Origin of the sequence: Flagellimonas sp., from assembly GCF_965222555.1 — a bacterium.
GTDB lineage: Bacteria > Bacteroidota > Bacteroidia > Flavobacteriales > Flavobacteriaceae > Flagellimonas.
Genome location: NZ_CBDCUG010000005.1, coordinates 949,944 through 973,191 on the forward strand (window position 1 = coordinate 949,944; position 23,248 = coordinate 973,191).

At 38.5% G+C, this 23,248-nt stretch carries 25 protein-coding genes and 1 tRNA gene; 18 read left to right on the plus strand and 8 right to left on the minus strand.

Annotation, left to right across the window (positions count from 1 at the left end; all coding sequences use genetic code 11):
• Positions 1-5: 5 nt before the first annotated feature.
• The 5 genes from ACOQO1_RS12615 (at position 6) to ACOQO1_RS12635 (ending at position 4,159) form a co-directional block, all read left to right on the plus strand.
• The gene (locus ACOQO1_RS12615) at positions 6-1,436 is read left to right on the plus strand and encodes a TolC family protein (RefSeq protein ID WP_420603239.1); all 1,431 of its coding nucleotides are present in this window, start codon (positions 6-8) and stop codon (positions 1,434-1,436) included.
• An 18-nt stretch (positions 1,437-1,454) separates the two neighbouring features.
• Positions 1,455-1,868 carry a hypothetical protein gene (locus tag ACOQO1_RS12620; RefSeq protein WP_420603240.1) on the plus strand — a complete coding sequence of 138 codons (414 nt, stop codon included), beginning with the start codon at positions 1,455-1,457 and terminating at the stop codon, positions 1,866-1,868.
• A 50-nt stretch (positions 1,869-1,918) separates the two neighbouring features.
• Complete coding sequence (locus ACOQO1_RS12625) at positions 1,919-2,350, plus strand: TerB family tellurite resistance protein (RefSeq protein WP_420603241.1); 432 nt, start codon at positions 1,919-1,921, stop codon at positions 2,348-2,350.
• The gene (locus ACOQO1_RS12630; protein ID WP_420603242.1) at positions 2,347-2,937 is read left to right on the plus strand and encodes an HD domain-containing protein; all 591 of its coding nucleotides are present in this window, start codon (positions 2,347-2,349) and stop codon (positions 2,935-2,937) included. The genes ACOQO1_RS12625 and ACOQO1_RS12630 overlap by 4 nt, the downstream gene beginning before the upstream one ends.
• Positions 2,938-3,004: 67 nt before the next feature.
• The gene (locus ACOQO1_RS12635) at positions 3,005-4,159 is read left to right on the plus strand and encodes a helix-turn-helix domain-containing protein (protein WP_420603243.1); all 1,155 of its coding nucleotides are present in this window, start codon (positions 3,005-3,007) and stop codon (positions 4,157-4,159) included.
• Between the two features lie 1,085 nt (positions 4,160-5,244).
• Here the strand turns inward: ACOQO1_RS12635 and ACOQO1_RS12640 are convergent.
• Both ACOQO1_RS12640 and rseP read right to left on the minus strand, forming a co-directional pair.
• Positions 5,245-5,318: transfer RNA gene (locus ACOQO1_RS12640), tRNA-Asn, on the minus strand.
• A gap of 69 nt (positions 5,319-5,387) precedes the next feature.
• Entirely contained in the window at positions 5,388-6,743 is a 1,356-nt protein-coding gene (gene rseP / locus ACOQO1_RS12645) for an RIP metalloprotease RseP (protein WP_420603244.1), read from the minus strand.
• A gap of 151 nt (positions 6,744-6,894) precedes the next feature.
• Between rseP and ACOQO1_RS12650 the strand changes: the two genes are divergently transcribed.
• From ACOQO1_RS12650 to ACOQO1_RS12690, 9 genes are all read left to right on the plus strand, one after another.
• Positions 6,895-7,569, plus strand: a complete 675-nt coding sequence (locus ACOQO1_RS12650; protein WP_420604332.1) for an SCO family protein — start codon at positions 6,895-6,897, stop codon at positions 7,567-7,569.
• An 87-nt stretch (positions 7,570-7,656) separates the two neighbouring features.
• The gene (locus ACOQO1_RS12655; RefSeq protein WP_420603245.1) at positions 7,657-7,899 is read left to right on the plus strand and encodes a FeoA family protein; all 243 of its coding nucleotides are present in this window, start codon (positions 7,657-7,659) and stop codon (positions 7,897-7,899) included.
• On the plus strand, positions 7,896-10,088 hold the full coding sequence (feoB, locus tag ACOQO1_RS12660) for a ferrous iron transport protein B (protein WP_420603246.1): 2,193 nt from the start codon (positions 7,896-7,898) through the stop codon (positions 10,086-10,088). Before ACOQO1_RS12655 ends, feoB begins: the two co-directional genes overlap by 4 nt.
• The gene (locus ACOQO1_RS12665; RefSeq protein WP_420603247.1) at positions 10,088-10,237 is read left to right on the plus strand and encodes a hypothetical protein; all 150 of its coding nucleotides are present in this window, start codon (positions 10,088-10,090) and stop codon (positions 10,235-10,237) included. Before feoB ends, ACOQO1_RS12665 begins: the two co-directional genes overlap by 1 nt.
• A gap of 117 nt (positions 10,238-10,354) precedes the next feature.
• Positions 10,355-10,879: an RNA polymerase sigma factor gene (locus tag ACOQO1_RS12670; protein WP_420603248.1), complete on the plus strand. Its 525-nt coding sequence runs from the start codon at positions 10,355-10,357 to the stop codon at positions 10,877-10,879.
• 2 nt (positions 10,880-10,881) lie between these two features.
• Positions 10,882-11,673, plus strand: coding sequence for a HEAT repeat domain-containing protein (locus tag ACOQO1_RS12675; protein WP_420603249.1), 792 nt, complete (start codon positions 10,882-10,884; stop codon positions 11,671-11,673).
• Between the two features lie 19 nt (positions 11,674-11,692).
• On the plus strand, positions 11,693-12,445 hold the full coding sequence (locus ACOQO1_RS12680) for a DUF4097 family beta strand repeat-containing protein (protein ID WP_420603250.1): 753 nt from the start codon (positions 11,693-11,695) through the stop codon (positions 12,443-12,445).
• Positions 12,446-12,470: 25 nt separating this feature from the next.
• A complete protein-coding gene (locus ACOQO1_RS12685) occupies positions 12,471-13,184 on the plus strand; it encodes a hypothetical protein (RefSeq protein ID WP_420603251.1) in 714 nt (237 codons plus the stop codon).
• A 3-nt stretch (positions 13,185-13,187) separates the two neighbouring features.
• Positions 13,188-13,712: a nuclear transport factor 2 family protein gene (locus ACOQO1_RS12690; RefSeq protein WP_420603252.1), complete on the plus strand. Its 525-nt coding sequence runs from the start codon at positions 13,188-13,190 to the stop codon at positions 13,710-13,712.
• Between the two features lie 4 nt (positions 13,713-13,716).
• Here ACOQO1_RS12690 and ACOQO1_RS12695 read toward each other — a convergent pair whose 3' ends face one another.
• The 6 genes from ACOQO1_RS12695 to ACOQO1_RS12720 form a co-directional block, all read right to left on the minus strand.
• The gene (locus ACOQO1_RS12695) at positions 13,717-14,109 is read right to left on the minus strand and encodes a DUF423 domain-containing protein (RefSeq protein ID WP_420603253.1); all 393 of its coding nucleotides are present in this window, start codon (positions 14,107-14,109) and stop codon (positions 13,717-13,719) included.
• A gap of 23 nt (positions 14,110-14,132) precedes the next feature.
• Complete coding sequence (locus ACOQO1_RS12700) at positions 14,133-14,540, minus strand: DUF2141 domain-containing protein (RefSeq protein WP_420603254.1); 408 nt, start codon at positions 14,538-14,540, stop codon at positions 14,133-14,135.
• A gap of 48 nt (positions 14,541-14,588) precedes the next feature.
• Positions 14,589-15,017, minus strand: a complete 429-nt coding sequence (locus tag ACOQO1_RS12705; RefSeq protein ID WP_420603255.1) for a hypothetical protein — start codon at positions 15,015-15,017, stop codon at positions 14,589-14,591.
• Between the two features lie 66 nt (positions 15,018-15,083).
• Positions 15,084-15,815, minus strand: a complete 732-nt coding sequence (locus tag ACOQO1_RS12710; protein WP_420603256.1) for a CPBP family intramembrane glutamic endopeptidase — start codon at positions 15,813-15,815, stop codon at positions 15,084-15,086.
• A gap of 80 nt (positions 15,816-15,895) precedes the next feature.
• Complete coding sequence (locus ACOQO1_RS12715) at positions 15,896-17,026, minus strand: helix-turn-helix domain-containing protein (RefSeq protein ID WP_420603257.1); 1,131 nt, start codon at positions 17,024-17,026, stop codon at positions 15,896-15,898.
• Positions 17,026-19,056, minus strand: a complete 2,031-nt coding sequence (locus tag ACOQO1_RS12720) for a S9 family peptidase (RefSeq protein WP_420603258.1) — start codon at positions 19,054-19,056, stop codon at positions 17,026-17,028. The genes ACOQO1_RS12715 and ACOQO1_RS12720 overlap by 1 nt, the downstream gene beginning before the upstream one ends.
• A 62-nt stretch (positions 19,057-19,118) precedes the next feature.
• Here ACOQO1_RS12720 and ACOQO1_RS12725 point away from each other — a divergent pair, with 62 nt between their 5' ends.
• From ACOQO1_RS12725 to ACOQO1_RS12740, 4 genes are all read left to right on the plus strand, one after another.
• Positions 19,119-20,225 carry a helix-turn-helix domain-containing protein gene (locus tag ACOQO1_RS12725; RefSeq protein WP_420603259.1) on the plus strand — a complete coding sequence of 369 codons (1,107 nt, stop codon included), beginning with the start codon at positions 19,119-19,121 and terminating at the stop codon, positions 20,223-20,225.
• A gap of 82 nt (positions 20,226-20,307) precedes the next feature.
• On the plus strand, positions 20,308-20,826 hold the full coding sequence (locus tag ACOQO1_RS12730) for a hypothetical protein (RefSeq protein ID WP_420603260.1): 519 nt from the start codon (positions 20,308-20,310) through the stop codon (positions 20,824-20,826).
• Positions 20,827-20,831: 5 nt separating this feature from the next.
• Entirely contained in the window at positions 20,832-22,409 is a 1,578-nt protein-coding gene (locus ACOQO1_RS12735; protein WP_420603261.1) for a hypothetical protein, read from the plus strand.
• 79 nt (positions 22,410-22,488) lie between these two features.
• Positions 22,489-23,247 (plus strand): SDR family NAD(P)-dependent oxidoreductase, encoded by a 759-nt coding sequence (locus tag ACOQO1_RS12740; protein WP_420603262.1) that lies wholly within the window; start codon positions 22,489-22,491, stop codon positions 23,245-23,247.
• Position 23,248 lies beyond the last annotated feature (1 nt).

The window sequence follows — 23,248 nt, forward strand, 5'->3', positions numbered from 1 at the left end:
AGACCATGTTTAAACATAGAATACAAAACATACTGCTTTTGCTTTTGGTAATGCTGGCATGCTCGTGCGTTTCCACCTTAAAAGTGAGGGAAGCAAATACAACGGTACCCGAACAGTATCAAGGACAATCAATCGACACGGTGAACAGTGCTTTGGTAAACTGGAAGGATTTCTTTTCCGATGTACATCTTACGGCACTCATAGATACTGCTTTGGTCAATAACCAGGAGTTGAACATTTTCCTGCAACAAATGGCGGTGGCCAAAAATGAAATAAAAGCACGAAAGGGAGAGTATCTGCCATTTCTAAATTATGGTGCAAGCACCGAAGTTGAGAAGGTGGGAGAATTTACCCGAAAGGGAGCAGTTGAAAAAAACCTATCTGTTCGTGAAAGTGAAGCATTCCCAGAACCTTTGTCCAATTACACATTAGGATTGACAGCCTCTTGGGAACTTGATGTTTGGAAAAAGCTCCGTAATTCCAAAAAGGCAGCTGTCATGGATTATTTGGCTACCGTTGAAGGCAAGAACTTTATGGTCACCAATCTGGTTGCTGAAATAGCCGACGCTTATTATGAATTGGTAGCCTTGGACAATCAATTGGCCATCATTGAACAGAACCTGGAAATTCAGCAAAATGCTTTACATATTGTAAGGCTCCAAAAACAGGCAGCTAGGGCTACAGAGTTGGCCGTAAAACGGTTTGAAGCGGAAGTGTTGAAAAATAGAAGTGGAAAGTATGAGATTAAACAGCAGATTATTGAAACAGAAAACAGAATCAATTTCCTGTTGGGTAGGCAACCTTCCCAAATTGACCGTACCTCAGGAAATTTTATGGAAAGTGTTGTTGACGCACTATCGGCAGGAATTCCAGCTCAGTTGCTCAGAAATCGCCCAGATATTAGAAGAGCGGAGTTCGAGTTGGGAGCTGCCAAACTGAATGTCAAAGTAGCGAGGGCCAATTTTTACCCTTCCTTCGGTCTTAAGGCGGGTGTGGGTTTGGAAGCTTTTAAACCTAAGTTCCTGACATCGACCCCAGAATCTTTGCTCTATAGTTTGGCAGGGGATGTAGTGGGGCCTCTCATCAATAGGAATGCCATTAAAGCTGAGTACAACAGTGCCAATGCCAGACAGCTCCAGGCAGTTTTTGAGTATGAGAAAACGATTTTAAACGCCTATTTGGAAGTTGTCAATGGGCTTTCCAATATTGAAAACCTAAAGAAGAACTACGAGTATAAAAATCAGCAGGTTAACGCACTGACCAAATCCATAGAAATATCCAACAAACTGTTCCAATCGGCGCGCGCAGATTATATGGAGGTATTGTTGACACAGCGAGATGCCCTGGAATCAAAAATTGAATTGGTAGAGACCAGGAAAGAACAATTAAAAGCCAGAGTGGCCATATTCCGTGCCCTGGGTGGTGGTTGGAAATAGTAATTAAAATACAATGTCATGTTTATAAAAGACGTAAAAGATAAAAAAATAGGCCTGCTAAAGTTAGACCATAATGATGCTATCATTTATCAGAGGAAAGATGATTTTAATACAGATAGCTCAAAAAAACATAAGCATACTGATGATTGGGAAACACTTGGAAAGATTAAAAACCATATAGCCGGTAAAAAGAAAACGGACGACCATCAGTTTTTCAAGAAAATAGTAAAAGAAGTAGCTGGTTTCGATTTCCTTTTAATAGCCTCGCATGGAAAAGGTAGTGCCAATGAAGGAGAAAATCTGGAAGCCTATATGGACAAACACTGTAAACATTTGACCGAAAAAATCGTGGGTCATATAGCGACCCATAACCATAGAACGGAAAATGAACTCTTATCAGAAGCAGATACATTTCTGAATTTTCGTTGGTAACAAATAACACGCTCCATTAGGAGAAATAACAAACTTTAAAAATCAATAAAATGTCATTTTCACAATTATATGAATCAGGAACCCAAAAGCGAAATGTATTGCATTTCGCTGCCATTGCCAATATGGCGTTAATAGATGGTGAACTGAACTTGGAGGAACAAAAAATGTTGAATACGTTTTCCAGAAAACTTGATATCAGCAAAGAGCAATATGAAGAAATACTCAAAGACGTATCAAGCTATCCCTTACCTATTGTTACAACCATAAAGGAACGTTTTGAATATATCTACGAACTGTTTTGCATGATTTATGCCGACTATGAAATTGACGAGCCCGAGATGCATTTGATTCGGAAGTATGCCATAGGAATCGGTTTTGAAAAGGATATGGCCAATAAATTGATAGCATCATCAATCAAAATATTCAGTGGAAAAATTTCCTTTGAAGAGTATTCACTCATGGTCAAAATCCTGGCAGAGTGAAAGATATTTTGGGATTGGCGAAGAAACATTGTGTCCAACTGTTGACCCAAAGTCGTTGTAGTGAATTGCCGTTTCACAATGTGATGCACACCATGGAGGTTTATGAAAATGTTCTGAAAATTGGTATGCATGAAAAACTGGATATGGATGAACTTGAGCCCGTATTATTGGCCGCCCTGTTCCATGATGTGGGAAATACAATCACATTCATGGGGCACGAAGGTCATAGTGCCCATGAAGCGTTTTCATTTCTGACCAAGCAAAAGTATCCGAATGATAAAATCACTATGGTATGCAATAGTATTTATGCAACTCAAATCCCCCAAAATCCAAGAAACATTTACGAAAATATCCTTTGTGATGCGGACCTGTTCCATTTGGGGAGCAAACAGTATTTTGTTAAGTGTGAATTATTGAGAAGAGAATGGTTTAATTTTTTACAATTGGACTACTCCGACCAAGTCTGGAGTATCACGAATATCCAATTTCTTAGCAGGCATCGCTTCCATACTAAATATGGCAAGAAGATACTTGAACCCATTAAGCAGGAGAATATTTGTCTTCTAAAAAAATTGATTAATGATTAAAAACGGCATCTATAAATTTAAATTTGCAATCTGAAATTGTTCTTGCAATTACAGCTTGTAGTTCTTTATGGAAATTTCATATAACATAATAAGCATAATAGATATTCTGGGAGTTGTTCAAGGGTTGCTCTTCGGGATTATGTTGTTATTCATGCATTCCAAAAAGAACAAGCCCACACTGTTTTTAGGACTGTTTATACTATTATTTTCGTTGGAGCCCATTCCCAATGTATTGGAGGATATGGGAGTATTGTTGCTATACCCGATATTCGAACTGCCTCCCATTCATTTCCATTTTTTGGCATATCCACTGTTTTATATCTATATCCAAAAAATATCGGTGTTCAATGGAAAGAAACTCAGTTATTGGACATTGGTTCCAGGTGTAGTTGAAACAATTGGAGGGTTGATCATTTTCTTTTTACCGATAGCCACCAAACTCCAACTTAAGGAATCTTCTTTCGCATTGGTGTATTTTGTGTTTGGCCTTTCCTATTCCATTTTTATCGGGGTATTGACCATTCGATGGATAATGCTTCATCAAAAAGAAGTGGATAACCAATTTTCGGAGACCGTGCACAAAAACTTGAATTGGTCGAAGCTATTTGTATTCGGAAGTATCTTTTTTCAGATACTATTCTTAATTCATCTTTTTATAGATAATCATACGCTTTACTTTTTCGTAACCCTTGTAAATGTTATACTAATTTATTGGGTGTCCTTTAAAGGAATCACACAAGAGAATATCGTATCGCTTTACTTGTTTTTCCCTGATAAAATAGAGAGCTATCATAGTGTTGAAAGTGAAAATAGGACCATAGAAATTTCGAATCCTCCTTTAGAATTGCCTGTGGTTGAAAAAGCAAGAGCACCTTTTATGACAGCCGAGGAAATGAAGGAAGTTATAAACGTGGTAACCCTTAATATCAAAAGAAATGAGAGTTTCTTAAAATCCAATCTCACTATCATTGATTTAGCGGAAGAGACGAACATCCATCCTAAACGAATTTCTTACTCCTTAAACAAACAAGTAGGGATGAATTTTAACAGTTTTATAAATAAATTCAGAGTGTATAAGGCCAAAGAATTATTGTTGGATAAAAAATCCAACCATCTCTCCATTGAGGGCGTTGGCATGGAAGTAGGCTTTCATACCAAGGCTACTTTTTATGCCGCTTTTAAAAAATTTGAAGGTTGTACCCCGGCTAAATTTCGTTCCTAGGAATTGTTTTGGGTTCAAATTTCAGAATGTTGTACATGACCTATGTGAAATTCACGGTCAAAGCAGGAAATACAAATTAACTTTGACCAACGCGTTTCTCTTTGATTTGGTTGATTGCCTAGAATCCTTTATTCCCGGTTCGCTAACGTGGTGTAAAGGATTCTTTTTTTCATTTGTCCATGCTATTAATTCAGGGTAGTTTGAAGGGGTAACAATCGTAGAATTTCTAATGGTTAAATACTCTGGAGAAAGAGGTTGTTTCTTTTAACCGCCATTTTAAAAGACACTTTTACTATTGGCAGGAACTTTTGATTAAGAAGTTCCATTTCCGGTCTTTTTTAGTATTCTCGTTAATTCACCTTTTATGGGACAGTTCGATATTCGTATTCAGTTTCTTATAGCATTTTGATTTCAATTAATTCTAAACAGATTTATATTTTATTTCTAATAATCTGATTTTCTTTTGATTTTATGAATCAATGAAATTTGGAGTGTTTTGGTAAAATATGATTGAGTCTAAGGGTACTTAGTGTTTACATTTTTTGTCCTGCCAGCAGGACGAGGAATGTAAAGCAAGAGGGTAACACGCTAACGCGATGTTACGATTTTTAGCTGTTTGATTTTCAGTGCATTATGAAAATATAGAATTTGGAGAAGAAAAGTTTTTACTGTAAAAACCTTGGGAGGTGCAGTAAACATTGGAACTTTTTGCTGTAAAAAATATTATTTACTACTAATTGTGATTATTTGTGTAATCATTTTTCTCAAATTTTATTTGATGTTCTTTGATGCGGTTTGAAAAGTGTGGGACAAACATAGTTTTGAAATAGAATAACTGCTCTGGGAATAAAGTAGGTGCGCCCTATTTCGATTTTATATTACGCTTATCTTACCGAACACTATAAAATCGAAACAGGATCCATGCGCAAAGTTTAAAGGTAAGTATTTGGGACAAATCGTAAATAATTCTGGAAAAATTTAGACTGAAATGTTAAAGTTTGACTCCAAATAAAATTTTTCTCAATCTGCGTGCAAATAAAAAAAGGCTCCAGAGTATGAATTTCTCTGAAGCCTTGCTGTTTCTGCTCCCCCTCTTGGGCTCGAACCAAGGACCCTCTGATTAACAGTCAGATGCTCTAACCAACTGAGCTAAGGAGGAATTTTTTATCCTAAGCGGGTGCAAATATAGCAGTTTCTTTATAACACCCCAAACAAAAAAAGTGCTTTTCTATTTAAAAAGCCATTTATATAAATCATTGCCATTGGCAAACAATAAAAGTCCTATTAAAAGAAAGAAGCCTACCATTTGCGCATACTCCAAAAATTTATCGCTTGGTTTCCTTCCTGTTACCATTTCATACAACAAAAACATAACATGACCTCCGTCCAAAGCAGGGATGGGAAGGATATTCATAAAAGCAAGGATAATGGATATTAACGCCGTAGTAGACCAAAATGCAGACCAATCCCACGTGTCCGGGAACATACTTCCAATTGCTGCAAAACCACCAACTCCTTTATAGGCTCCAGTTTCTGGATTAAATATCTTTTTAAGTTGCTTCACATAACTGGATAAGGTAGTAACTCCTTGATCTATACCCGCAGGTATGGCTTCCATAAAAGAATACTTTTGGGTCTTAATCTGAAAATAGCCTCTTTCCTCAAAGTCCTCCATAGTAAGCCCTCCAATCTCTATCCCCAACTTTCCTTCATCATTGACCTTGGCAATAAAATCTGCCGTTGTACCATCCTCGCGTTTTACCGTTATGCTGATGTCCTTACCTTTATTATCCTCCAAAATATCAGCCACCTGATCTCTATAGATAGCTTCAGACCCGTTTATGGTCAAAAACTCATCACTTTCTTTAAAGCCAGCGCCTTCGTTATGGGAACCCTTGGTAACCTTATTAACCACAAAAGGCATTCTAAAACTTAAAAACCTCACTTTCTCCTCATCTTCCAAAAGGGTAGAAATAAAATCCACAGGGATTTCTTTTTCAATTTGCTGCCCATTCCTTTCAATGGTTATGGTATTCCCATTTATCAATTCAATAAAAACGCTGTTAAACTTTTTTATTTTATTCCCATCAATGGCAATAATCTTGTCTCCGGTCTGTATCCCGATCTTATCCCCTATTTCTTTTTCTGTTACCCATACACCATCTCGTAAACTTTCCATGGGAATGTATTGGTCTCCATAAGAGTAAGCCATTCCAATATAGATGATGACCGCCAATACAAAGTTGACGGTAACACCTCCAAGCATGATGATCAACCGCTGCCAAGCCGGTTTGCTTCGAAACTCCCATGGTTTTGGTTCTTCTTTCATGGCCTCGGTATCCATACTCTCATCGATCATCCCCGAAATCTTGACATAACCTCCCAAGGGCAACCATCCAATACCATAAACCGTCTCTCCTATTTTCTTTTTAAAAAGGGAAAATTTAACATCAAAAAAGAGATAGAATTTTTCTACCCTTGTCTTGAAAATTTTGGCAGGAATAAAGTGTCCAAGCTCATGAAGAACAATCAACAAGGATAAACTAAGAAAGAATTGTATGGTCTTTATTAAAATGGGGCTCATTAGCAATGATCTGTTAAAACGCACAAAAGTAAACTTTTAGCCCCTCATAAAAAAACAGCGTTTTAGGCACACCAAGGTTTTAAGAAAGATTTAGCACCAAAACTTGGGTTTTATGTTGATGAATCCTTTCGCCGGCCGTAATTTTGCATCCGTGTTATCTTTTTTCTCAAAATATAAGTTCTTTGGAATAGTTCTTTTAGGGCTATCCTTTGTAATCGTCTACCTTTTTTACAATGCGCTACAGCCTAAAAAAATGCTTCCCGTATTTCAGCCTTCCATGGTTGATCAATCATTGGTGGATAGCACTTTGCATTATAAAAGGAAGTACCACACCATTGCAGATTTTGAGTTGACAAACCAGAATGGTCAAAAAATCTCGCAAGAAAACTATCGGGATAAAATTTATGTTGCAGATTTCTTCTTCACCACCTGCCCTACCATTTGTCCAATTATGACCAAAAATATGGCACAGATACAAAACTCTATTTTGGATGATGAAAATGTAATGTTGCTATCCCATTCTGTCACTCCGGTTATTGATTCTGTTCCACAGTTAAAAAAATATGCTTTGGAGAAAGGTGTTATTGATAGTAAATGGAATTTGGTCACCGGGGATAAAAAACAGATTTATGAGCTGGCTCGAAAATCGTACCTAGCCGTAAAAAATGATGGTGATGGTGGTCCGTACGACATGATCCATACCGAAAATTTTATCCTTGTAGATAAAGAACGTAGGATTCGAGGGTTTTACGACGGCACCAACAAAGACGAAATTGAAAAACTATTGACAGACCTTGAAATTCTTAAAGCCAGCTACTTAAAATAAGCTAATGCTTTATGATATTTAAAAGGATCTATGTGTTCTTTTTTCTTTACTTTTGTCCTTACTTAAAATCAATCTAAATAAAAATTTGTGGTTACCGTTGCAGACTTGGGACATGGGCAGAAAGGAATTATCAAAGAATTTTCTGAGAATGTTCTTCCCATCAAGTTGTTGGAACTGGGGTGTCTGCCCGGAAACACCATTGAGCTGGTTCAGATTGCCCCCCTTAAAGACCCTATTTATGTCAATGTAAATGGAAGCCACATCGCCATTAGGCGGTCCCTTGCCAAACAGATTGAAATTGACATTCAAGAAGACCCCAAGGCCATATGAGCAAAAACATTAATGTTGCACTGATCGGCAATCCCAATACCGGAAAAACCTCCGTTTTTAATGCGCTTACGGGCCTCAAGCAAAAGGTTGGCAATTACCCGGGTATCACCGTAGAAAAAAAAGAGGGAATCTGTAAACTTCCCCGAGGCGTAAAAGCCCACATTCTAGATCTTCCGGGAACTTATAGTTTGAACACCACTTCATTGGATGAAAGTGTGGTGGTAGAACTTTTGCTCAATAAAAATGACAAGGACTACCCCGATGTGGCCGTTGTGGTGAGCGATGTGGAAAACTTGAAACGCAATCTATTGCTTTTCACGCAGATCAAGGATTTAAGGATTCCCACCATTTTGGTCATCAATATGGCCGATCGGATGTCCAGAAAAGGAATTTCCCTGGATGTAAAGACCATGGAAGAAAAGCTGGACACCAAAATTGCCTTGGTAAGCACACGAAAGAATAATGGGATTCAACGCATCAAAGAGCTTATAGCCGATTACAAATCCCTCTCTACATCACCAAATGTTGACACCTTCAGAATTTCTCCCGAGTATTTTGATCGTCTGCAAAAAGCATTTCCAAACGAAGATCTGTACAAGTTGTGGCTGGTCATTACCCAAGATGTCAACTTTATGCCCATTGAAAAGAAACGCATAGAAGATGCTACTTCCTTTTCAACAAAATCCAAAACGGAACTCAAAAAATTACAGCATAGAGAGACTGTACTCCGGTATCAATTTATCAATAACACGCTCAAAGAAACCTACAAGGTAGATTTTAAGGCGGCCAAAGGATTACGAGCTACCTTGGACAAGATACTCACCCACAAAATTTTTGGGTATGCTATTTTCTTTTTGATTTTACTGACCATCTTCCAAGCCATTTTTGATTGGAGTACCTATCCTATGGATTTTATTGATGAACACTTTGCCATGGCCAGCGAATGGATCAAAAACACCTTGCCTCCTGGAGTTTTTACAGACCTATTGGCCGAAGGAATCCTAGCCGGAATTGGTGGCATTGTCATTTTTATTCCCCAAATAGCCTTTTTGTTCCTCTTTATTTCACTTTTGGAAGAATCGGGTTATATGAGTCGAGTGGTCTTTTTAATGGATAGATTGATGCGCCCCTTCGGGTTGAGCGGAAAGAGTGTTGTGCCCCTCATCTCTGGAACTGCCTGTGCTATTCCGGCTGTCATGGCCACCCGTACCATTGAAAATTGGAAAGAGCGACTCATTACCATTTTAGTGACCCCCTTTACCACCTGTTCCGCAAGACTTCCTGTCTATTTGATTCTAATAGCACTTGTAATTCCGGAAGGTCGGTTTCTTGGGTTGAGCTATCAAGCTCTAACTTTAATGTTATTATACCTTATTGGATTTGGCATGGCCCTTTTTTCTGCCATGGTCTTGAACAAGGTCCTAAAAATAAAGAGTCGCTCCTTGTTTATGGCCGAAATGCCCACTTACCGATTGCCCTTGCTCAAAAATGTGGCCTATACAGTTTTGGAAAAAACCAAAAGCTTTGTTTTTGGAGCAGGAAAAATCATTTTGGCCATTTCCATTGTCTTATGGTTTTTGGGATCGAATGGTATTTCTGAGGATTTCCAAAATGCCGAAACCATCGTAAACAAACGTATAGAAGAAGAAGGCCTCACACCATATAGTAAAAACTACATTCAGAACAATCTTGATGTCTATTTGGAAGAAGCAAAACAAGATTCCATTCAGATAATGACTCCAATCTTAAAGGAAAGGGCCAGAGTACAGGAAATTGCCAGTTATAAACTGGAACATTCCTATATTGGCTATGCCGGTAAAGCCATCGAACCCATAGTTAAACCATTAGGCTATGATTGGAAGATTGGTATTGCCGTGTTGACCTCTTTTGCCGCAAGAGAGGTTTTTGTGGGAACCCTCGCCACCATTTATAGCGTAGGTAGTGATGAGGAAGAGACCATTAAAAATAGAATGGCCGCTGAGCTGGATTCCTCTGGAAAAAAGCCACTTTTCAATTTAGCATCGGGCATTTCTTTGATGCTATTTTACGCCTTCGCCATGCAATGTATGAGCACCCTGGCCATTGTTAAAAGAGAAACCAACACTTGGAAATGGCCCTTATTACAACTCCTTTTTATGAGTGTTTTTGCGTATCTTGTAGCATTGACCGCTTTTCAAATCCTTAACTAATGGAAAATCTTCAGCAAATTCTTGTTTACCTAACCTTGGCCTTGGCGGTGGGTTATTTAGTCTGGAAGTTTGTCCTTCCCAAATCTCTTTTGAAAGGAAAAAAGAATGCTTCCAAATCTTGTGGGCAAGATGGTTGCGGTTGTGACTGACCCATTTTAATCCATTATACTTTATATTCATATTGCGGAGGGATAAAAAAATTCACCTCCCATGTAACCTTTTCCAATTTTCTGACTATATAAAGTAACACCAACTAAAAACATCTTTTGAAAGAGCCTTCAGATGAAATAATAATGCGAAAGGTCGCGGATGGCAATCTTGACCTACTCAAAGTTCTTTTTAACAGACATCACAAACACGTGTATAATTATTTATATAAAATGTCTGGAGATAAAATGCTGAGCGAGGATTTAACACAGGATGTTTTTTACAAGTTGATCAAGTATAGAAGTTCTTATAAGAATGGTTCGTTTGTGTCATGGCTGTTTACCATAGCCAGAAACAATTTGAAAAGTCATTTTTCAAGAGATGCTAAACATCATGAAGATATCAGTGTACTTGAATATAAATCTGTGGAAAACAAAGACGATAAACAAGAGGATTATTCCCATTTGCAAAATGCTCTCAATAAACTGGATGCCACGGATAGAGAAATGGTGATTTTGAACAAGTTCCAAGAAGTTAGGTATGAGGAACTGGCAGAAATTATCGGCAGTACACCCGGAGCTGTAAAAACAAGGGTGTGTCGAATTATAAAAAAACTAAAGGGATATTATTTAGAAAGTATATAGTCATGAAGAAAGAACATGTTTCGGATTTACTCCCAGAATATTTAGACAATGCTTTGTCAAAAACCAAGGCTGTTAAAGTAGAAAAGCATTTATCCACTTGTGGTGAATGTCAAAAAGAGCTGGATGAACTTAGAATACTCTTCAAGGCCATTGCAGATGAACCGGATGAAGTTCCATCTGACAGGCTCCGCTCCAAATTTGAAGAAGCATTGGAGTTGGAAAAAGCGACTACAACTAAAGTTGTTTCAATTTCCGAGGGATATAAAAAATCCTCATGGGCCTCTAACATGCTCAAAGTTGCAGCTAGTATTGCATTGTTGGTTGCTTCATTCCAAATGGGGAGTGTTTTTCAACAAAAAAAGGTCAGTAATGACCTAGCCATTGTACAAAACGAAAGCTTACAATTAAAACAAACAGCCATGCTTTCCTTAATGGAAAACCAATCAGCGAGTAAACGGATACAAGGTGTCAATTATATAGAAGAATTTCCAAATCCTGATGAGTCCATCGTAAAAGCATTGACAAATAGATTGCTCTATGATGAAAATGACAATGTTAGGTTGAATGCTTTTGAAGCACTTTCAAAATTCACGTCTTCTGAAACTGTAAAAACCGCTTTTATAGAAGCACTGGGAACGGAGAAAAATCCAAGCATTCAAATTGCAATCATTCAGGCCTTGGTTCAGATTCAAGAAAAAAAGGCCATTGGGCCCATGCAAAAATTGTTGGAAAGGGAAGATACCCAGCCATTTATCAAAAATGAAATCAAATTAGGTTTACCAAAAATCATATAAACATCAAAAAACGAAAATCATGAAAAAAGTAACAATTCTTTTAATCGCATTAGCTTTTTGCGCAATCACAAATGCACAAACCGACTTCACCAAATCATTGAATGGTATTGAATGGGTGAAAATTGAATCCAAGTCGGACATTACCTTAAAAACCTATAATACCAATGAACTGCTCATCAAGGGAAGCAGAAGCTCAAAAGTTTCAGAAAAAGCAAAAGGTTTAAGGCTAGTTGGCGAAGGAGGTACGGACAACACTGAGGTTGGTTTCTATGTAGTGCAAGATGGAAACACTTTAATCGTAAAAAGTCTCAGGAAATCTGAAGGTGCAGAAATTTACCTTCCAAAAAACCAAAATGTATCCGTTAAAAGTACATGGGCCGGTGACATTGAAATTGATGGTTTTTCAGGAGAAATTGAAGCTGACGCCCAACTTAACGGCAGCATTGAAATTACCGATGTAAATGGACCTGTAACGGCTAATGCATTAAATGGGGAAATTACCGTGGAATTTGGCGCCGTAAAACAATCCTCCCCTATTTCCATTTACACTACAAATGGCGGAGTTGACGTTTCTATGCCCGAAAACACTCCAGCTGATTTGACATTAAGTACTACCAACGGGGACATCTACACCAATTTTGATATCAAAAGAGAAGAAAAAGATGGATTAAAGTCAATCTCCGGAAGAAAAGTTAGAGCGGCTATCAACAATGGTGGAGTTGATGTATCCTTAAAGTCCACCAACGGGAACATCTATCTAAGAAAGCAATAATCAATTCAACAAAAAACGAACAGTCATGAAAAATTTATCAATCATCTTAATGATGGGGTTCATCTCCCTATCAGCAAATGCCCAAAAAATCATTGAAAAAAACATCAATTACAATAACCAGATCATTGATGTTGAAGTAAAATTTGCCTCGGATATTGAGGTAAAGACCTGGGATAAATCGACAGTCTACTTTAAGGCCGACATCACCGCTGAAGATGGAAAATATCTGGAGCTCTATAAGCTCAATGTTAAAGAGAGTAATGGTTTCATCAGCATTTCATCTGAAACCAAGGCCATACTCAAGGCTTTTCATGATGAGTGGAATAAGCGTCAAACCAAAGACGGTCGCAGACATTATTACACAAGCGATATGTATGAGTTTAATTATGTGCTCTACGTGCCAAAAAACGCGAACTTCTCCGTAAGCAGCATCAATGGCGACCTAAAAGCAGATATTATTGAAGGAGATTTCACCGCGGATTTGATCAATGGAAATATTGATATCAAAAAATATGATGGTAATCTCGATTTGAAGACCATCAATGGAGAGATTGATTTGGTCATGGCCAATTCACGATTGATAGCAGAAACCATCCACGGGAACATCTATGCAGATGAAAAATTGGAGTTAAAGGTAACCGACCGTCATGTGGGTCAAAAAGTGGAAGGAAGTTTTAATGGTGGCTCCAATCGCCTTCGATTGAACACCATCAATGGCAATATGTACCTTAGGCTGTAAACCATGCTGAAAATCTATCTCTTTTTATTTGGCCTTGTCTTTTTTTCATTCTCTTGCAAAAAGGAAAATCCCCTACTCCAAACTCAAGAATCTTTTTATGCTGATTCGTTGAGTTTGGTGGGGATGATTCAAGAGCGCGAAAAGGCCATGATCACTAAAAATATCGATTTGGTCATGCATCAGTTTTCAGAAGATGCCACATGGATCAACTCCCAAGGGTATTTATTCGAAGGAAAAAAGGAATTGGAAAAGTTTCATGTGATGTTCGCTGAAAATGATTCCCTGGATTATTATTATGAAATAGGAAACCCAAGAATACGTTTCTTGGACCGCAATAATGCCCTTGCGTATTATTCTTGGAAAATGTTTTGGTATAAAAAAGAGAACCCAGCGGACACTACCTTTAAGGAAATTGGTTTAATGACCCTGAACGCCCAAAAACAAAACGAAAAATGGAAATGGGTTGCGATTACCAATCAGCATACACCATGGTTTTATGAAACTGTGGAGGCTGTAAATGCGGAATAGTCATTTATAACATAGGAGCTATAAACGAGTACAACAATAATGCCCATCCAATCACCAATAATAGCCCCCCTAAAGGAGTCACTGGGCCAAGAAAACGCAGTTTTTTGCCTTTGGCGGCACTCAGGCATAATCCATAAATGCTAAAAGAAAAAAGTAGGGTTCCAAAAATAAAACAGTTTACAATATACCTTTCCAAAGGTTGTTCAAAACCAAAATTATAGCCCAATACCAACAACACAATGGCATGGTACATTTGATATCTTACCCCGGTCTCAAAACTTTGTAATTGGTCTGGGGTAAGCTTCTTTTTTAGAGCATGGGCTCCAAATGCTCCAAAAACAACGGCCAATAGCCCATAGAGACCCCCAACAAATTGGGTCAATAATATTGTTTCCATAATTGTGCTAGTAAATTGAGTGGTTAGAGCTCAATGTTGATTTCATAATCTGAATTTACACTAAAAACACATTCCTTGTATTTGGGAGGGCCAAAAGTGTGCATTTTTGCCTTGGAGAATGCGACCTTTTCCTTTGGAATACCGAGCCAATTCGTATCCAGCTTGTTGTTGGCATTTTCATCATGAAAAACTGCCAATGCATACTCTCCGGCGGGCATGTTTTCAATTTTTAAGGACACTACTCCTTCATGAGCCTCAGCAGAACCGGTTTTTACAACCTTGTCAAACTTTAAAAAAGTCTCATCCGAATCATAGACGGCAACATTTATTTTTCCTTTTTCTGATGAAACGTTATGCACCTTAACAGAAATGGTGTTTTGTGAAAATAGCCAGACAGGAATCACGAAAATGCATAAAGTAAGTGTTCTCATATCAAATTTGGGATAAATCATATTTCTTACACATATACGGAAGTAGGATTAATTTGGGTCTTCGAGATTGGCCATTAATTCTTCATTCAAAAAATGATATACTTTTTGTGTCTTCAAACTATCCTTAAAATTGAGGAACACTTTAAGGGAGTCACCATGTACCAATCGTATTTTTTGTTGCCTTAGATCATCTACAAAAACATAGACTTTGGTTTCAGTCAATGAGTCTTTAAAGACTCCTTTTTCTGTTGCTGACCAAGAAAAGCCATTGAACCGTTCCATTTCCGGAATTCTATCAACAAACATAATACTGTCAATTTCTGAAATAGGGATTTTCTGGTAATAAATTCCAGACAGAATCCTTAGTTCGCCTTCTTCAATCTTGTGCCAATTTTTGTAATGGATTACAAACGCAAAAACACAAACTATTAGGGTAAGAACAATAAGAAGGTTCCAAAGCCAATGTCTTTTTTTCATTTTATGAAAGGAATGTGTCCTTCAAATATAACGAAGCCTTTGGATTAAAATTTTCCACTTCCAAAATCAACTGAAATAGATGTTCAAAAACAGTAGACTATCCATATAAACATGGGCTAAAATGAGAATATTTAGCTTTTTTCTCAACAATACATAAGAAGTTGCCAATGCCATTCCCATAAAAAATGTTTGGACCACTCCAATAGCTCCCCATTTATAATGGGCGAGTCCAAATAAGATGGAACTTAAAAGAATGGAGGTTATATGTTTGGCCTTTGTGCCTTGGAACAACCATGTCAATCTGTTGACCAAAAATCCGCGGTAAATAAATTCCTCTCCAAAAGATGAAATGATGTATACCCCGATCAAAGACAAAACAAAGATTCCAGGATTGTTCTTTAAATACTCGTATCCGGATACATCGATTTGGACATCCATTGAGAAAAACAAGGTGCCAACCTTATGGCCCAATCCGAACGAGATTAGCGTAATACCCAAAACCACCAGTGACCACAAAAAGTTTTTAAAAAGCTTTTTTGCGCTTCCCATGCTCATGGAAATCCCAAAATCCTTCCAATTTTCACCTCTTAGCCATAATCCTATTGAAATCAATATGATCATAATGGCATTGGCCAACCACACTACACCCTGCTGGGCAAATTGGTTTCCTTTCGCCAAAGGGGATACCAATGCCATAAAAAATAATGCAACGGCAAAAACCAAGACTATTTCAGTAATAATGGCAATTTTACTCTGGTGCAATAACCTTCCAAGCTTGTTCTTAATATTGTTTTCCATGGTCCAAAAATTTGATTTTGAACCAAAGCTATTTGGAATGCATCACCTTGTGGTTTTACTTCAGGAAATCGAACCCTTTTTTATGTTTTGACAGGATTTTGTTGATTCCGAAATTCCGAAGGAGTAAGTCCAGTTTTCTTTTTGAAAATAGTATTAAAGGAAGATTTGGAGGAGAACCCTACATCATACATGATTTCTTGCACAGTAAGATTTACCTCTGGATTCGATAGAAGTTTTTTTGCAGCGTCGATGCGATACGAGTTCACAAAATCGAAAAAATGCTGATTAAAGGTCTGGTTGATGGTTTGTGAAATCTCCTTGGAAGTCAAATCCATAAGCTTTGCCAAATCACCAATATTCAACTCGGGGTTACCATATAACTTTTCCTTTTCCATCTGCAGTGTAAGTTCTTCTGCAATTGCTTTGCGTTTATCTTCCGAAAGATTGGATCCAGCGTATTTTTTATCCAATACATCCGAAGGCTGAAAAAAAAGCCGAGGGTTTTTCAATGCCTTGAACAAAATTCTATTGATAAAAAGGAACAAGATGACAACAAAAAGAAACAGAGTGATGTACAAGTACATTGCTAGAGACGAGAATGGAATAATGGAAAGAGCCATTCCCAATATCCATATAACGCCAATAGAATTCAAAATAAAATCAAACCATTTTACATCGACCTGAATGGCGTTGGAATAGCTTTCTTTTAATGACTTTTTATACCCGCTCAGAGCCTTCTTTGCCTGCCAGAAATAAATCAAAGGGTGAACATATAACACCATGGCTACAACCAATACGATTCTCGAACTTCCTTCGGTCACCATCGTTTGCGCCTCCGCATAACTTGCTTGACCAATAGAATACACCAAAAACAACCCGAACAAGCAGACCAAAAAGGGAATTAAATGCAAAGTCTCCTTTATTCCAAATTTGAAGTCTTGTTGAATGTTGCATCTTACATACCAATAGATCAAGGGTCCAAAAAGTAATAGGAGCGCATCATCCAACAGAAAAAAGAGAGGAAAAACCTCAATAGTATTGGTCAGCTGCATCAGCATATCGCCAATATTGATTCCCAAAATCAAAAAGAAAAATCCCAGAAATAAATTGCTAGTTGTTTTCTTGTTTTTGGTCGTCAGCAAGAAAACAGCAATAAAAAACAATTGGAACGTAACAACCAGCAGCAGTGCTATGTTCCAATCCAATTGCATCAGTCTTTCTTCTTGAACTTATCGAACCAAGCTATCGTGTGTGCAATTTTGGTAATCAGATTACTGGGTTTACTAGCAATACCATGGCTTGCACCTGGAATCTCGACCAAAACGGTTTCGATTTTCCTCAACTTAAGTGCATGATACAGTTGTTTGGCTTCACTAGGAGGGGTCCTTAAATCATTCATCCCAACCATTACCATAGTCGGAGTTTGGATGTTCCCCACCAACGAGATGGGCGAAAATTTCCAGTAGCCCTCAAAATTTTCCCAAGGCTGGCCCGGATAGCGATGGTCGAAATAATAAAAATAATTGTCGGCCACCAAGGTCTTACTGATCCAGTTCATAACCGGTTTTGCGACCACAGCAGCTTCAAATCGGTTGTTCTTACCAATCATCCAAGCTGACATGATTCCTCCAGCACTTCCTCCGGTAACGAATAGTTGGTCTTCATGGGCAATTCCCTTTGCAATGCAATAATCCACGCCATCCATCACATCATTATAATCCTCTCCGGGATAATTGTTGTAAAGTAAGTTTCCAAATTCCTCCCCGTAACTGGTACTTCCCCTGGGATTGGGGTAAAAAACAATATATCCAGCCGCTGCATACAACTGCATCTCTGTTGAAAACCGATCACCATAATTTAATATGGGGCCTCCATGATTTTCCACCATAAAAGGATATTTTTTGGAGGCATCATAATTGGGAGGGTAGACCACCCACCCTTGAATATCACGGCCATCCACGGATGACTTGTACCAAACCTCCTCCACTTTGCCCAACTCCCTGTAATCAAGTAGAGCGCCGTTTAAATTGGTAATCTTTATTGGGTTTTTGGACTTTGGCTTAAGAATGGCCAATTCTGCCGGATAGCTGGGTCGGGATTGCGTATAGGCAATTGTACCATTTTTGGAAACACTGAACGATCCGCTGGCATAGGGCCTACCTAAGGTAGTTCCACCCTGATTGTCAATTAATTTGGTAACCGAACCTGAAAGGGAAACCAGGCCAACTTTCCCGTTGCCTTTATCATCATATTCAATATACAGTCCATCACTTTTTGCATTCCATACGATACCTGCAATGGTACGGTCCAACCCGTCCGAAATGACCCTTTTACCACTTCCATCAATATTCATGATATGCACTTTTCTGGTTTGAAAAGCTTGTACCTTATCTTCAAAACCTAAATAGGCAATATATTTTCCATTTGGCGATACTTTTGGATTGTAATCAGGTCCATTTCTATCGGTTAAAGCCTTGATTTCACCATTTTCCACATTTACCGAATAGATTTCACTATTTCGGAAACGATACTCCCAATCTTCTACCCTATTGGCGGAAAAATAAATTTTACTCCCATCATTCGCCCAAGAAAGTGTGCCTCTGTGATGCCAATCTCCAGAGGTGATTTGCCGTGGAGCTCCACCATCAGCCGGAATGGTAAAAATATGGTTGAATCCGGGTTTTATGTATCCCCTTCCATCTGCTTCATGGTAAACCCTATCTGTAATTCGAGGTGCTTCGGCCCATTTTGCTCCTTTAGGTTTTTTGGGCATTTTGGCAATAACCGGAGCCGCTTTGGGGACGTTCATGGAAAAGGCAAGTTTTTTTCCGTCTGGAGACCAAGTCAACGAACTTGGGCTAAATGGCAATTGGGTCAGTTTGGCCACTTTCCCGGAATCCACCCAATACATATAAATTTCCGAGCCTTCCTCTGTACTGCTTGAAAATGCAATTCGATTTCCTGATGGCGACCATACGGGACTACTTTCATTGGTCTCCTGTAAAGTCAGTTTTTGGTGTTGGCTTCCATCAGTTTTGATCATCCATAAATTTCCAACAGACTTGTCCTTCATAATATCAAAACCCATTCTTCGGTATACGACCCACTCTCCATCCGGAGAAATTTGAGGGTCAGACACATACTGTAGACCGAATACATCGAGATATGAAAAACTTTGTTTTTGTGCCATTGAAAATTGCATGGCACTGGCTGCAAGAACGAAAAGAAGAAGTCTCCGCATAGTTTTGAAATTTGTAGTTTTAAAGGTAAGCAAAAGGAATATCCTTAGAAACAAAATTACCCATGCAACTAAACATTTCCATCGTTCAGCTAATTACCATTTGTGCGGTTGCCAATGGATTTGTTTTTGCCTTTCTGCTCTTGGAAAAAAAGGAAAATCGGTTTGCCAATCGATTTCTATCACTTGCTCTAATTTGCATGTGCCTGACATTTACTCCGTATATGTTGGACCCATCTTTTTGGGACCAATATCGGTGGTTGGCCTGGATGCCATTTTCATTTACATATTGGATTGGCCCCGCTTTTTACTTTTATGTTCGTACGCTGAGCAACCCAAATTTTCGATTTACCAAAAAACATCTTTGGCACTTTTCCCCCATTGTTCTTAACTATTTGCACAGTATTTACCATACCATTTATTCAGGGAATTATCATCCCTATCATTGGTTTCATTTTATGGCCGAACTGTTTGAACCAGCCGCCATTATTTCCATTCTTATTTATATGGTGTTATCATTCAAGTGGGTAAAACGGTATCAAAAGCAACTTTTGGACAACGTTTCCAATATCGCCAAAATTGACCTTGAATGGATTAAAAAAACCATAGTGGTCATTGTTATTTCTTTTATATCAATATTCATTTTTCTGTGCGTGAGTAGCGGTATTAGTGGCAAGATCTTTTTCAATCAATGGAATGAGTACAGGAATGCCATTCTACTGCTGTATGCATGCATGTTATATTGGGTGAGTATTCATGGCTATCGCCAGGCGCAGACCATCAAAATTTCCAAATCAAAAAATGTGGGCGTTGATGTTACTGATGTGGAATCGAGAAAAATAATTGATCAATTGAACAGTACAATGTTAAGTAAGAAGCTTTTCAGAAATCCAGAGTTAAATCTGATGGGGTTGAGCAAAGCGGTGGGAATTTCTGAAAGGTCTATTTCCGAGGCCTTGAATGGTCATCTGAACAAGAATTTTTACCAGTTTGTAAATGAATACCGGGTAAAGGATGTTCAAGAAAAGCTGATGGACCCCAATAATTCCCATTTAAAAATCCTCAGTCTGGCATTTGACGCGGGGTTTAACTCCAAAGCTACCTTCAACCGTTTATTTAAAGGGTATACCGGTGTGACCCCCAAGGAATTTAAAATCCAAAATTTAGGTTAAAAAACATTTTTTGAGACGTACAATCGGGCATTGAGACTTTTGCAGATGGACTTCATTCCTACATTCAAGGAAAAATCACATCATGCAAAAAACAATTTTATTTCTGTTCTTTATTACTATTTCTTCATCCTCCTTTTCACAATCCATTAAGGATTTGGATTTTTTAATTGGCAAATGGAAGATTGTTGAAACCATATACCCTGGAACCGAAAAAGAGTATCAAGAAATTGGAACCAGAACCTGCGGGTATTACCTCAATGGCAGCTTCATCAAGTGCGAGTCCAAGACGGTCGACCAGAGAAATCAGCGGGAACGTTTCTATTCTTACATCATCAACTACGATAAAAAGGAAAACTGTTTTAGAGCCACCAACTTTGCCCATGATTTTCCCTTACATGGACAATTCAAATGGTTCTTGGACAAGGAAAATGACCGCATTATTGCCATTACTCCCAAAAATGTAATTGAAGATCGGTTTTTTAGGGCAACCATCTCTTATGCGAATCGGGACAAGCTAGTCTGGAATGGATGGGCCAGTGTCTTTGAAAAAGACAAGGAATGGATGCAAGTTTTTAACGATGTGACCACCAGATTAGAATAATTGTTATGAGAACGAAAAAAACAATTTGGGTTGCACTGTTCGCTCTTTGTGCTTGTCAACAACCATCCAAAAAAACAAACCAAGAAACCTTCACAGATTTTTTGGGCTACGGCAATTATGAAGTAGGTTTTAAAACACTTTTTGTATCCGATCTCTCTAGAGCAAATGTCCCCTATGCCGATTGGGGTGGAAAACTTTATCTTCAAAAAGAAGAGTCCGCAGGAAGAAATTTGCCCTTGCACATTTGGTATCCTGCAGAAGAAAGCGATCAAGAATTTTTGCCCTATGAGCACTTTGCAAGGCTGAACACTGTAGAAACCGAAAATCAACTTCTTGAACCAGATGATTCATTCTACAAACAAGTTTTTTCATACCAGACACGTGAACTGGGAGGAGACAACGATTTTGGGCCTACCCAGATGGACACATTATTGGCATTGCAAACAAAGTCTTCGCTCAATCCAAAAGCGCTACAACAAAAATTCCCATTGGTCATATTTCCAAATGGGTCAAGCCCAGCATTTCAAAGTATCCTCTGTGAGTTCTTGGCTAGTCACGGTTATGTGGTGGCAGGAATGTCTTTGAAGGGACAATTTTCCCATCCTATTGATGCCTCGGTTCGGGGATTGGAGGTTGCCGTGGACGACTTGGAATTTGCGCTTCAAGAATTACTGAAACTCACGAATGTAGATCAAAGCCAAATAGCATTGATGGGCAATGCCATTGAATCGTCTTTCTGTGCCGCTTTGGCTTCCCGCAATAAAAAGATAAAGGCACTTATTAGTTTGGAGGGTGGGTTTTTAAGTCAGTTTGAACAGGACATCCTGAATGAGACCAGTTTCTATCAACCTCAAAACATGACTATTCCCATTATGGCGTTATATTCTCCTCATCCCAGCATTTCTCCCCAATATATTTATGATTTGACCTATAGTGAACGGTATTTTGCCCATTTCCCGGGAATGACCGAGTTTCATATTTTAAACTATGGGATTTTTGAAGAATTCGTTCCCAATATCATCGGAGAGCCTAAAGGTGATACCAAAAAGGGGTTTAAGGTTACCTCTGAGCTAGTGTTGGCTTTTTTGAATGCCAAAATGAAATTCAAAGAAGAAACGCTAGATCAATTTTACGGCGGAAAAATCCCCAAATCGTTTGAAAAAACTGTAGACACACTTTTTAGATTGGACGGATTTGATTCTCCTCCCAACATGGCTATGTTAAAAAATCTTTTTGTAGACAACGGGATATCTGCGATTGACAGTATTTATCAATCCCATGTTTCCGAGGGTAATCCAAAGCCATTTTCAAACACCTTTTATAATGATTTTAAAAACTGGTTGGCTTGGAAAAAGGACCCTGACTATGTAAATCGGATGCGTTTGTATGAAATGGCGGTGGAAAGCTATCCTAAATCAAGCTTGAACCATTACCGCCTAGGTTATTATTTGGAAAAGAACAATTTAAAAGAAAGGTCACAGTCCCATTATAAGCAGGCAAAAAAACTAATTGATCAAGACAACACTTTAGGTCCATCATTAAGAGAAGATTTAAAAAATGCTTTAGCCGAAGCCATCGAGTAGTTGTATCTGCCAAAGAATAATCAGTACAGGTTTATCGCATAGAACTTGCTATATTTATGCGAAACACTGAACTAAAGAAATGGACTTTAGTGACAAGAAAGTACTGGTTACGGGTGCATCACGTGGAATTGGCAAAGCCACTGCAATTGCATTTGCAAAAAAGGGAGCTAAAATCGGCATCAATTTCCGCAGCAATGCGAAGGAAGCGGAAAAAACCTTGGCCGAATTACCGGGTGAAGGCCACCAACTTTTTCAAAAAGACATCAGCCAAAAAGAAAACTGCCAAGCACTTGTGGATGAATTTGTTTCCATTTATGGTTCCTTGGATATTTTAGTGAACAATGCTGGAATTTCCATTTTCCATGATATTGATGAAGTAGATTTTGATCATTGGACCGATGCCTGGGAAAATACCTTTAAAACCAATTTGTTTGCGGCTGCCAATATGTGTTATTGCGCCGCACAAGTCATGATGAAATCGGGCGGTGGTCGTATTGTGAATGTATCATCAAGAGGATCATTTAGAGGTGAACCTACCAAGCCAGCTTATGGGGCCAGCAAAGCTGCACTCAACGCTATGAGTCAATCGCTTGCCAAGAAATTGGCCCCACACAACATTTACGTGGGAGTGGTAGCCCCAGGTTTTACCGAGACCGAAATGGCGGCCGTGACCCTTACGCCCAAAGAACGTGAAAATCTGTTGCGGGAATCTCCATTCCAAAGAATGGCACAACCTGAGGAAGTGGCCCATGCCATTTTGTTTTTGGCCTCCAAAGGAGCAGAATATTCTTCCGGTACCATCATTGATGTCAACGGTGCCTCATATTTAAGAAGTTAGC

Bases quoted from the DNA above. Each gene is read 5' to 3' on its own strand.
- feoB (WP_420603246.1), top strand. From the start codon at position 7,896: ATGAGCAAAAACATTAATGTTGCACTGATCGGCAATCCCAATACCGGA.
- ACOQO1_RS12620 (WP_420603240.1), top strand. From the start codon at position 1,455: ATGTTTATAAAAGACGTAAAAGATAAAAAAATAGGCCTGCTAAAGTTA.
- ACOQO1_RS12715 (WP_420603257.1), bottom strand. From the start codon at position 17,026: ATGCAATTGGATTGGAACATAGCACTGCTGCTGGTTGTTACGTTCCAA.
- ACOQO1_RS12675 (WP_420603249.1), top strand. From the start codon at position 10,882: ATGAAGAAAGAACATGTTTCGGATTTACTCCCAGAATATTTAGACAAT.
- ACOQO1_RS12685 (WP_420603251.1), top strand. From the start codon at position 12,471: ATGAAAAATTTATCAATCATCTTAATGATGGGGTTCATCTCCCTATCA.
- ACOQO1_RS12705 (WP_420603255.1), bottom strand. From the start codon at position 15,017: ATGAAAAAAAGACATTGGCTTTGGAACCTTCTTATTGTTCTTACCCTA.
- ACOQO1_RS12700 (WP_420603254.1), bottom strand. From the start codon at position 14,540: ATGAGAACACTTACTTTATGCATTTTCGTGATTCCTGTCTGGCTATTT.
- ACOQO1_RS12690 (WP_420603252.1), top strand. From the start codon at position 13,188: ATGCTGAAAATCTATCTCTTTTTATTTGGCCTTGTCTTTTTTTCATTC.
- ACOQO1_RS12725 (WP_420603259.1), top strand. From the start codon at position 19,119: ATGCAACTAAACATTTCCATCGTTCAGCTAATTACCATTTGTGCGGTT.
- ACOQO1_RS12730 (WP_420603260.1), top strand. From the start codon at position 20,308: ATGCAAAAAACAATTTTATTTCTGTTCTTTATTACTATTTCTTCATCC.
- ACOQO1_RS12695 (WP_420603253.1), bottom strand. From the start codon at position 14,109: ATGGAAACAATATTATTGACCCAATTTGTTGGGGGTCTCTATGGGCTA.
- ACOQO1_RS12680 (WP_420603250.1), top strand. From the start codon at position 11,693: ATGAAAAAAGTAACAATTCTTTTAATCGCATTAGCTTTTTGCGCAATC.
- rseP (WP_420603244.1), bottom strand. From the start codon at position 6,743: ATGAGCCCCATTTTAATAAAGACCATACAATTCTTTCTTAGTTTATCC.
- ACOQO1_RS12625 (WP_420603241.1), top strand. From the start codon at position 1,919: ATGTCATTTTCACAATTATATGAATCAGGAACCCAAAAGCGAAATGTA.
- ACOQO1_RS12740 (WP_420603262.1), top strand. From the start codon at position 22,489: ATGGACTTTAGTGACAAGAAAGTACTGGTTACGGGTGCATCACGTGGA.
- ACOQO1_RS12635 (WP_420603243.1), top strand. From the start codon at position 3,005: ATGGAAATTTCATATAACATAATAAGCATAATAGATATTCTGGGAGTT.
- ACOQO1_RS12665 (WP_420603247.1), top strand. From the start codon at position 10,088: ATGGAAAATCTTCAGCAAATTCTTGTTTACCTAACCTTGGCCTTGGCG.
- ACOQO1_RS12710 (WP_420603256.1), bottom strand. From the start codon at position 15,815: ATGGAAAACAATATTAAGAACAAGCTTGGAAGGTTATTGCACCAGAGT.
- ACOQO1_RS12735 (WP_420603261.1), top strand. From the start codon at position 20,832: ATGAGAACGAAAAAAACAATTTGGGTTGCACTGTTCGCTCTTTGTGCT.
- ACOQO1_RS12615 (WP_420603239.1), top strand. From the start codon at position 6: ATGTTTAAACATAGAATACAAAACATACTGCTTTTGCTTTTGGTAATG.
- ACOQO1_RS12720 (WP_420603258.1), bottom strand. From the start codon at position 19,056: ATGCGGAGACTTCTTCTTTTCGTTCTTGCAGCCAGTGCCATGCAATTT.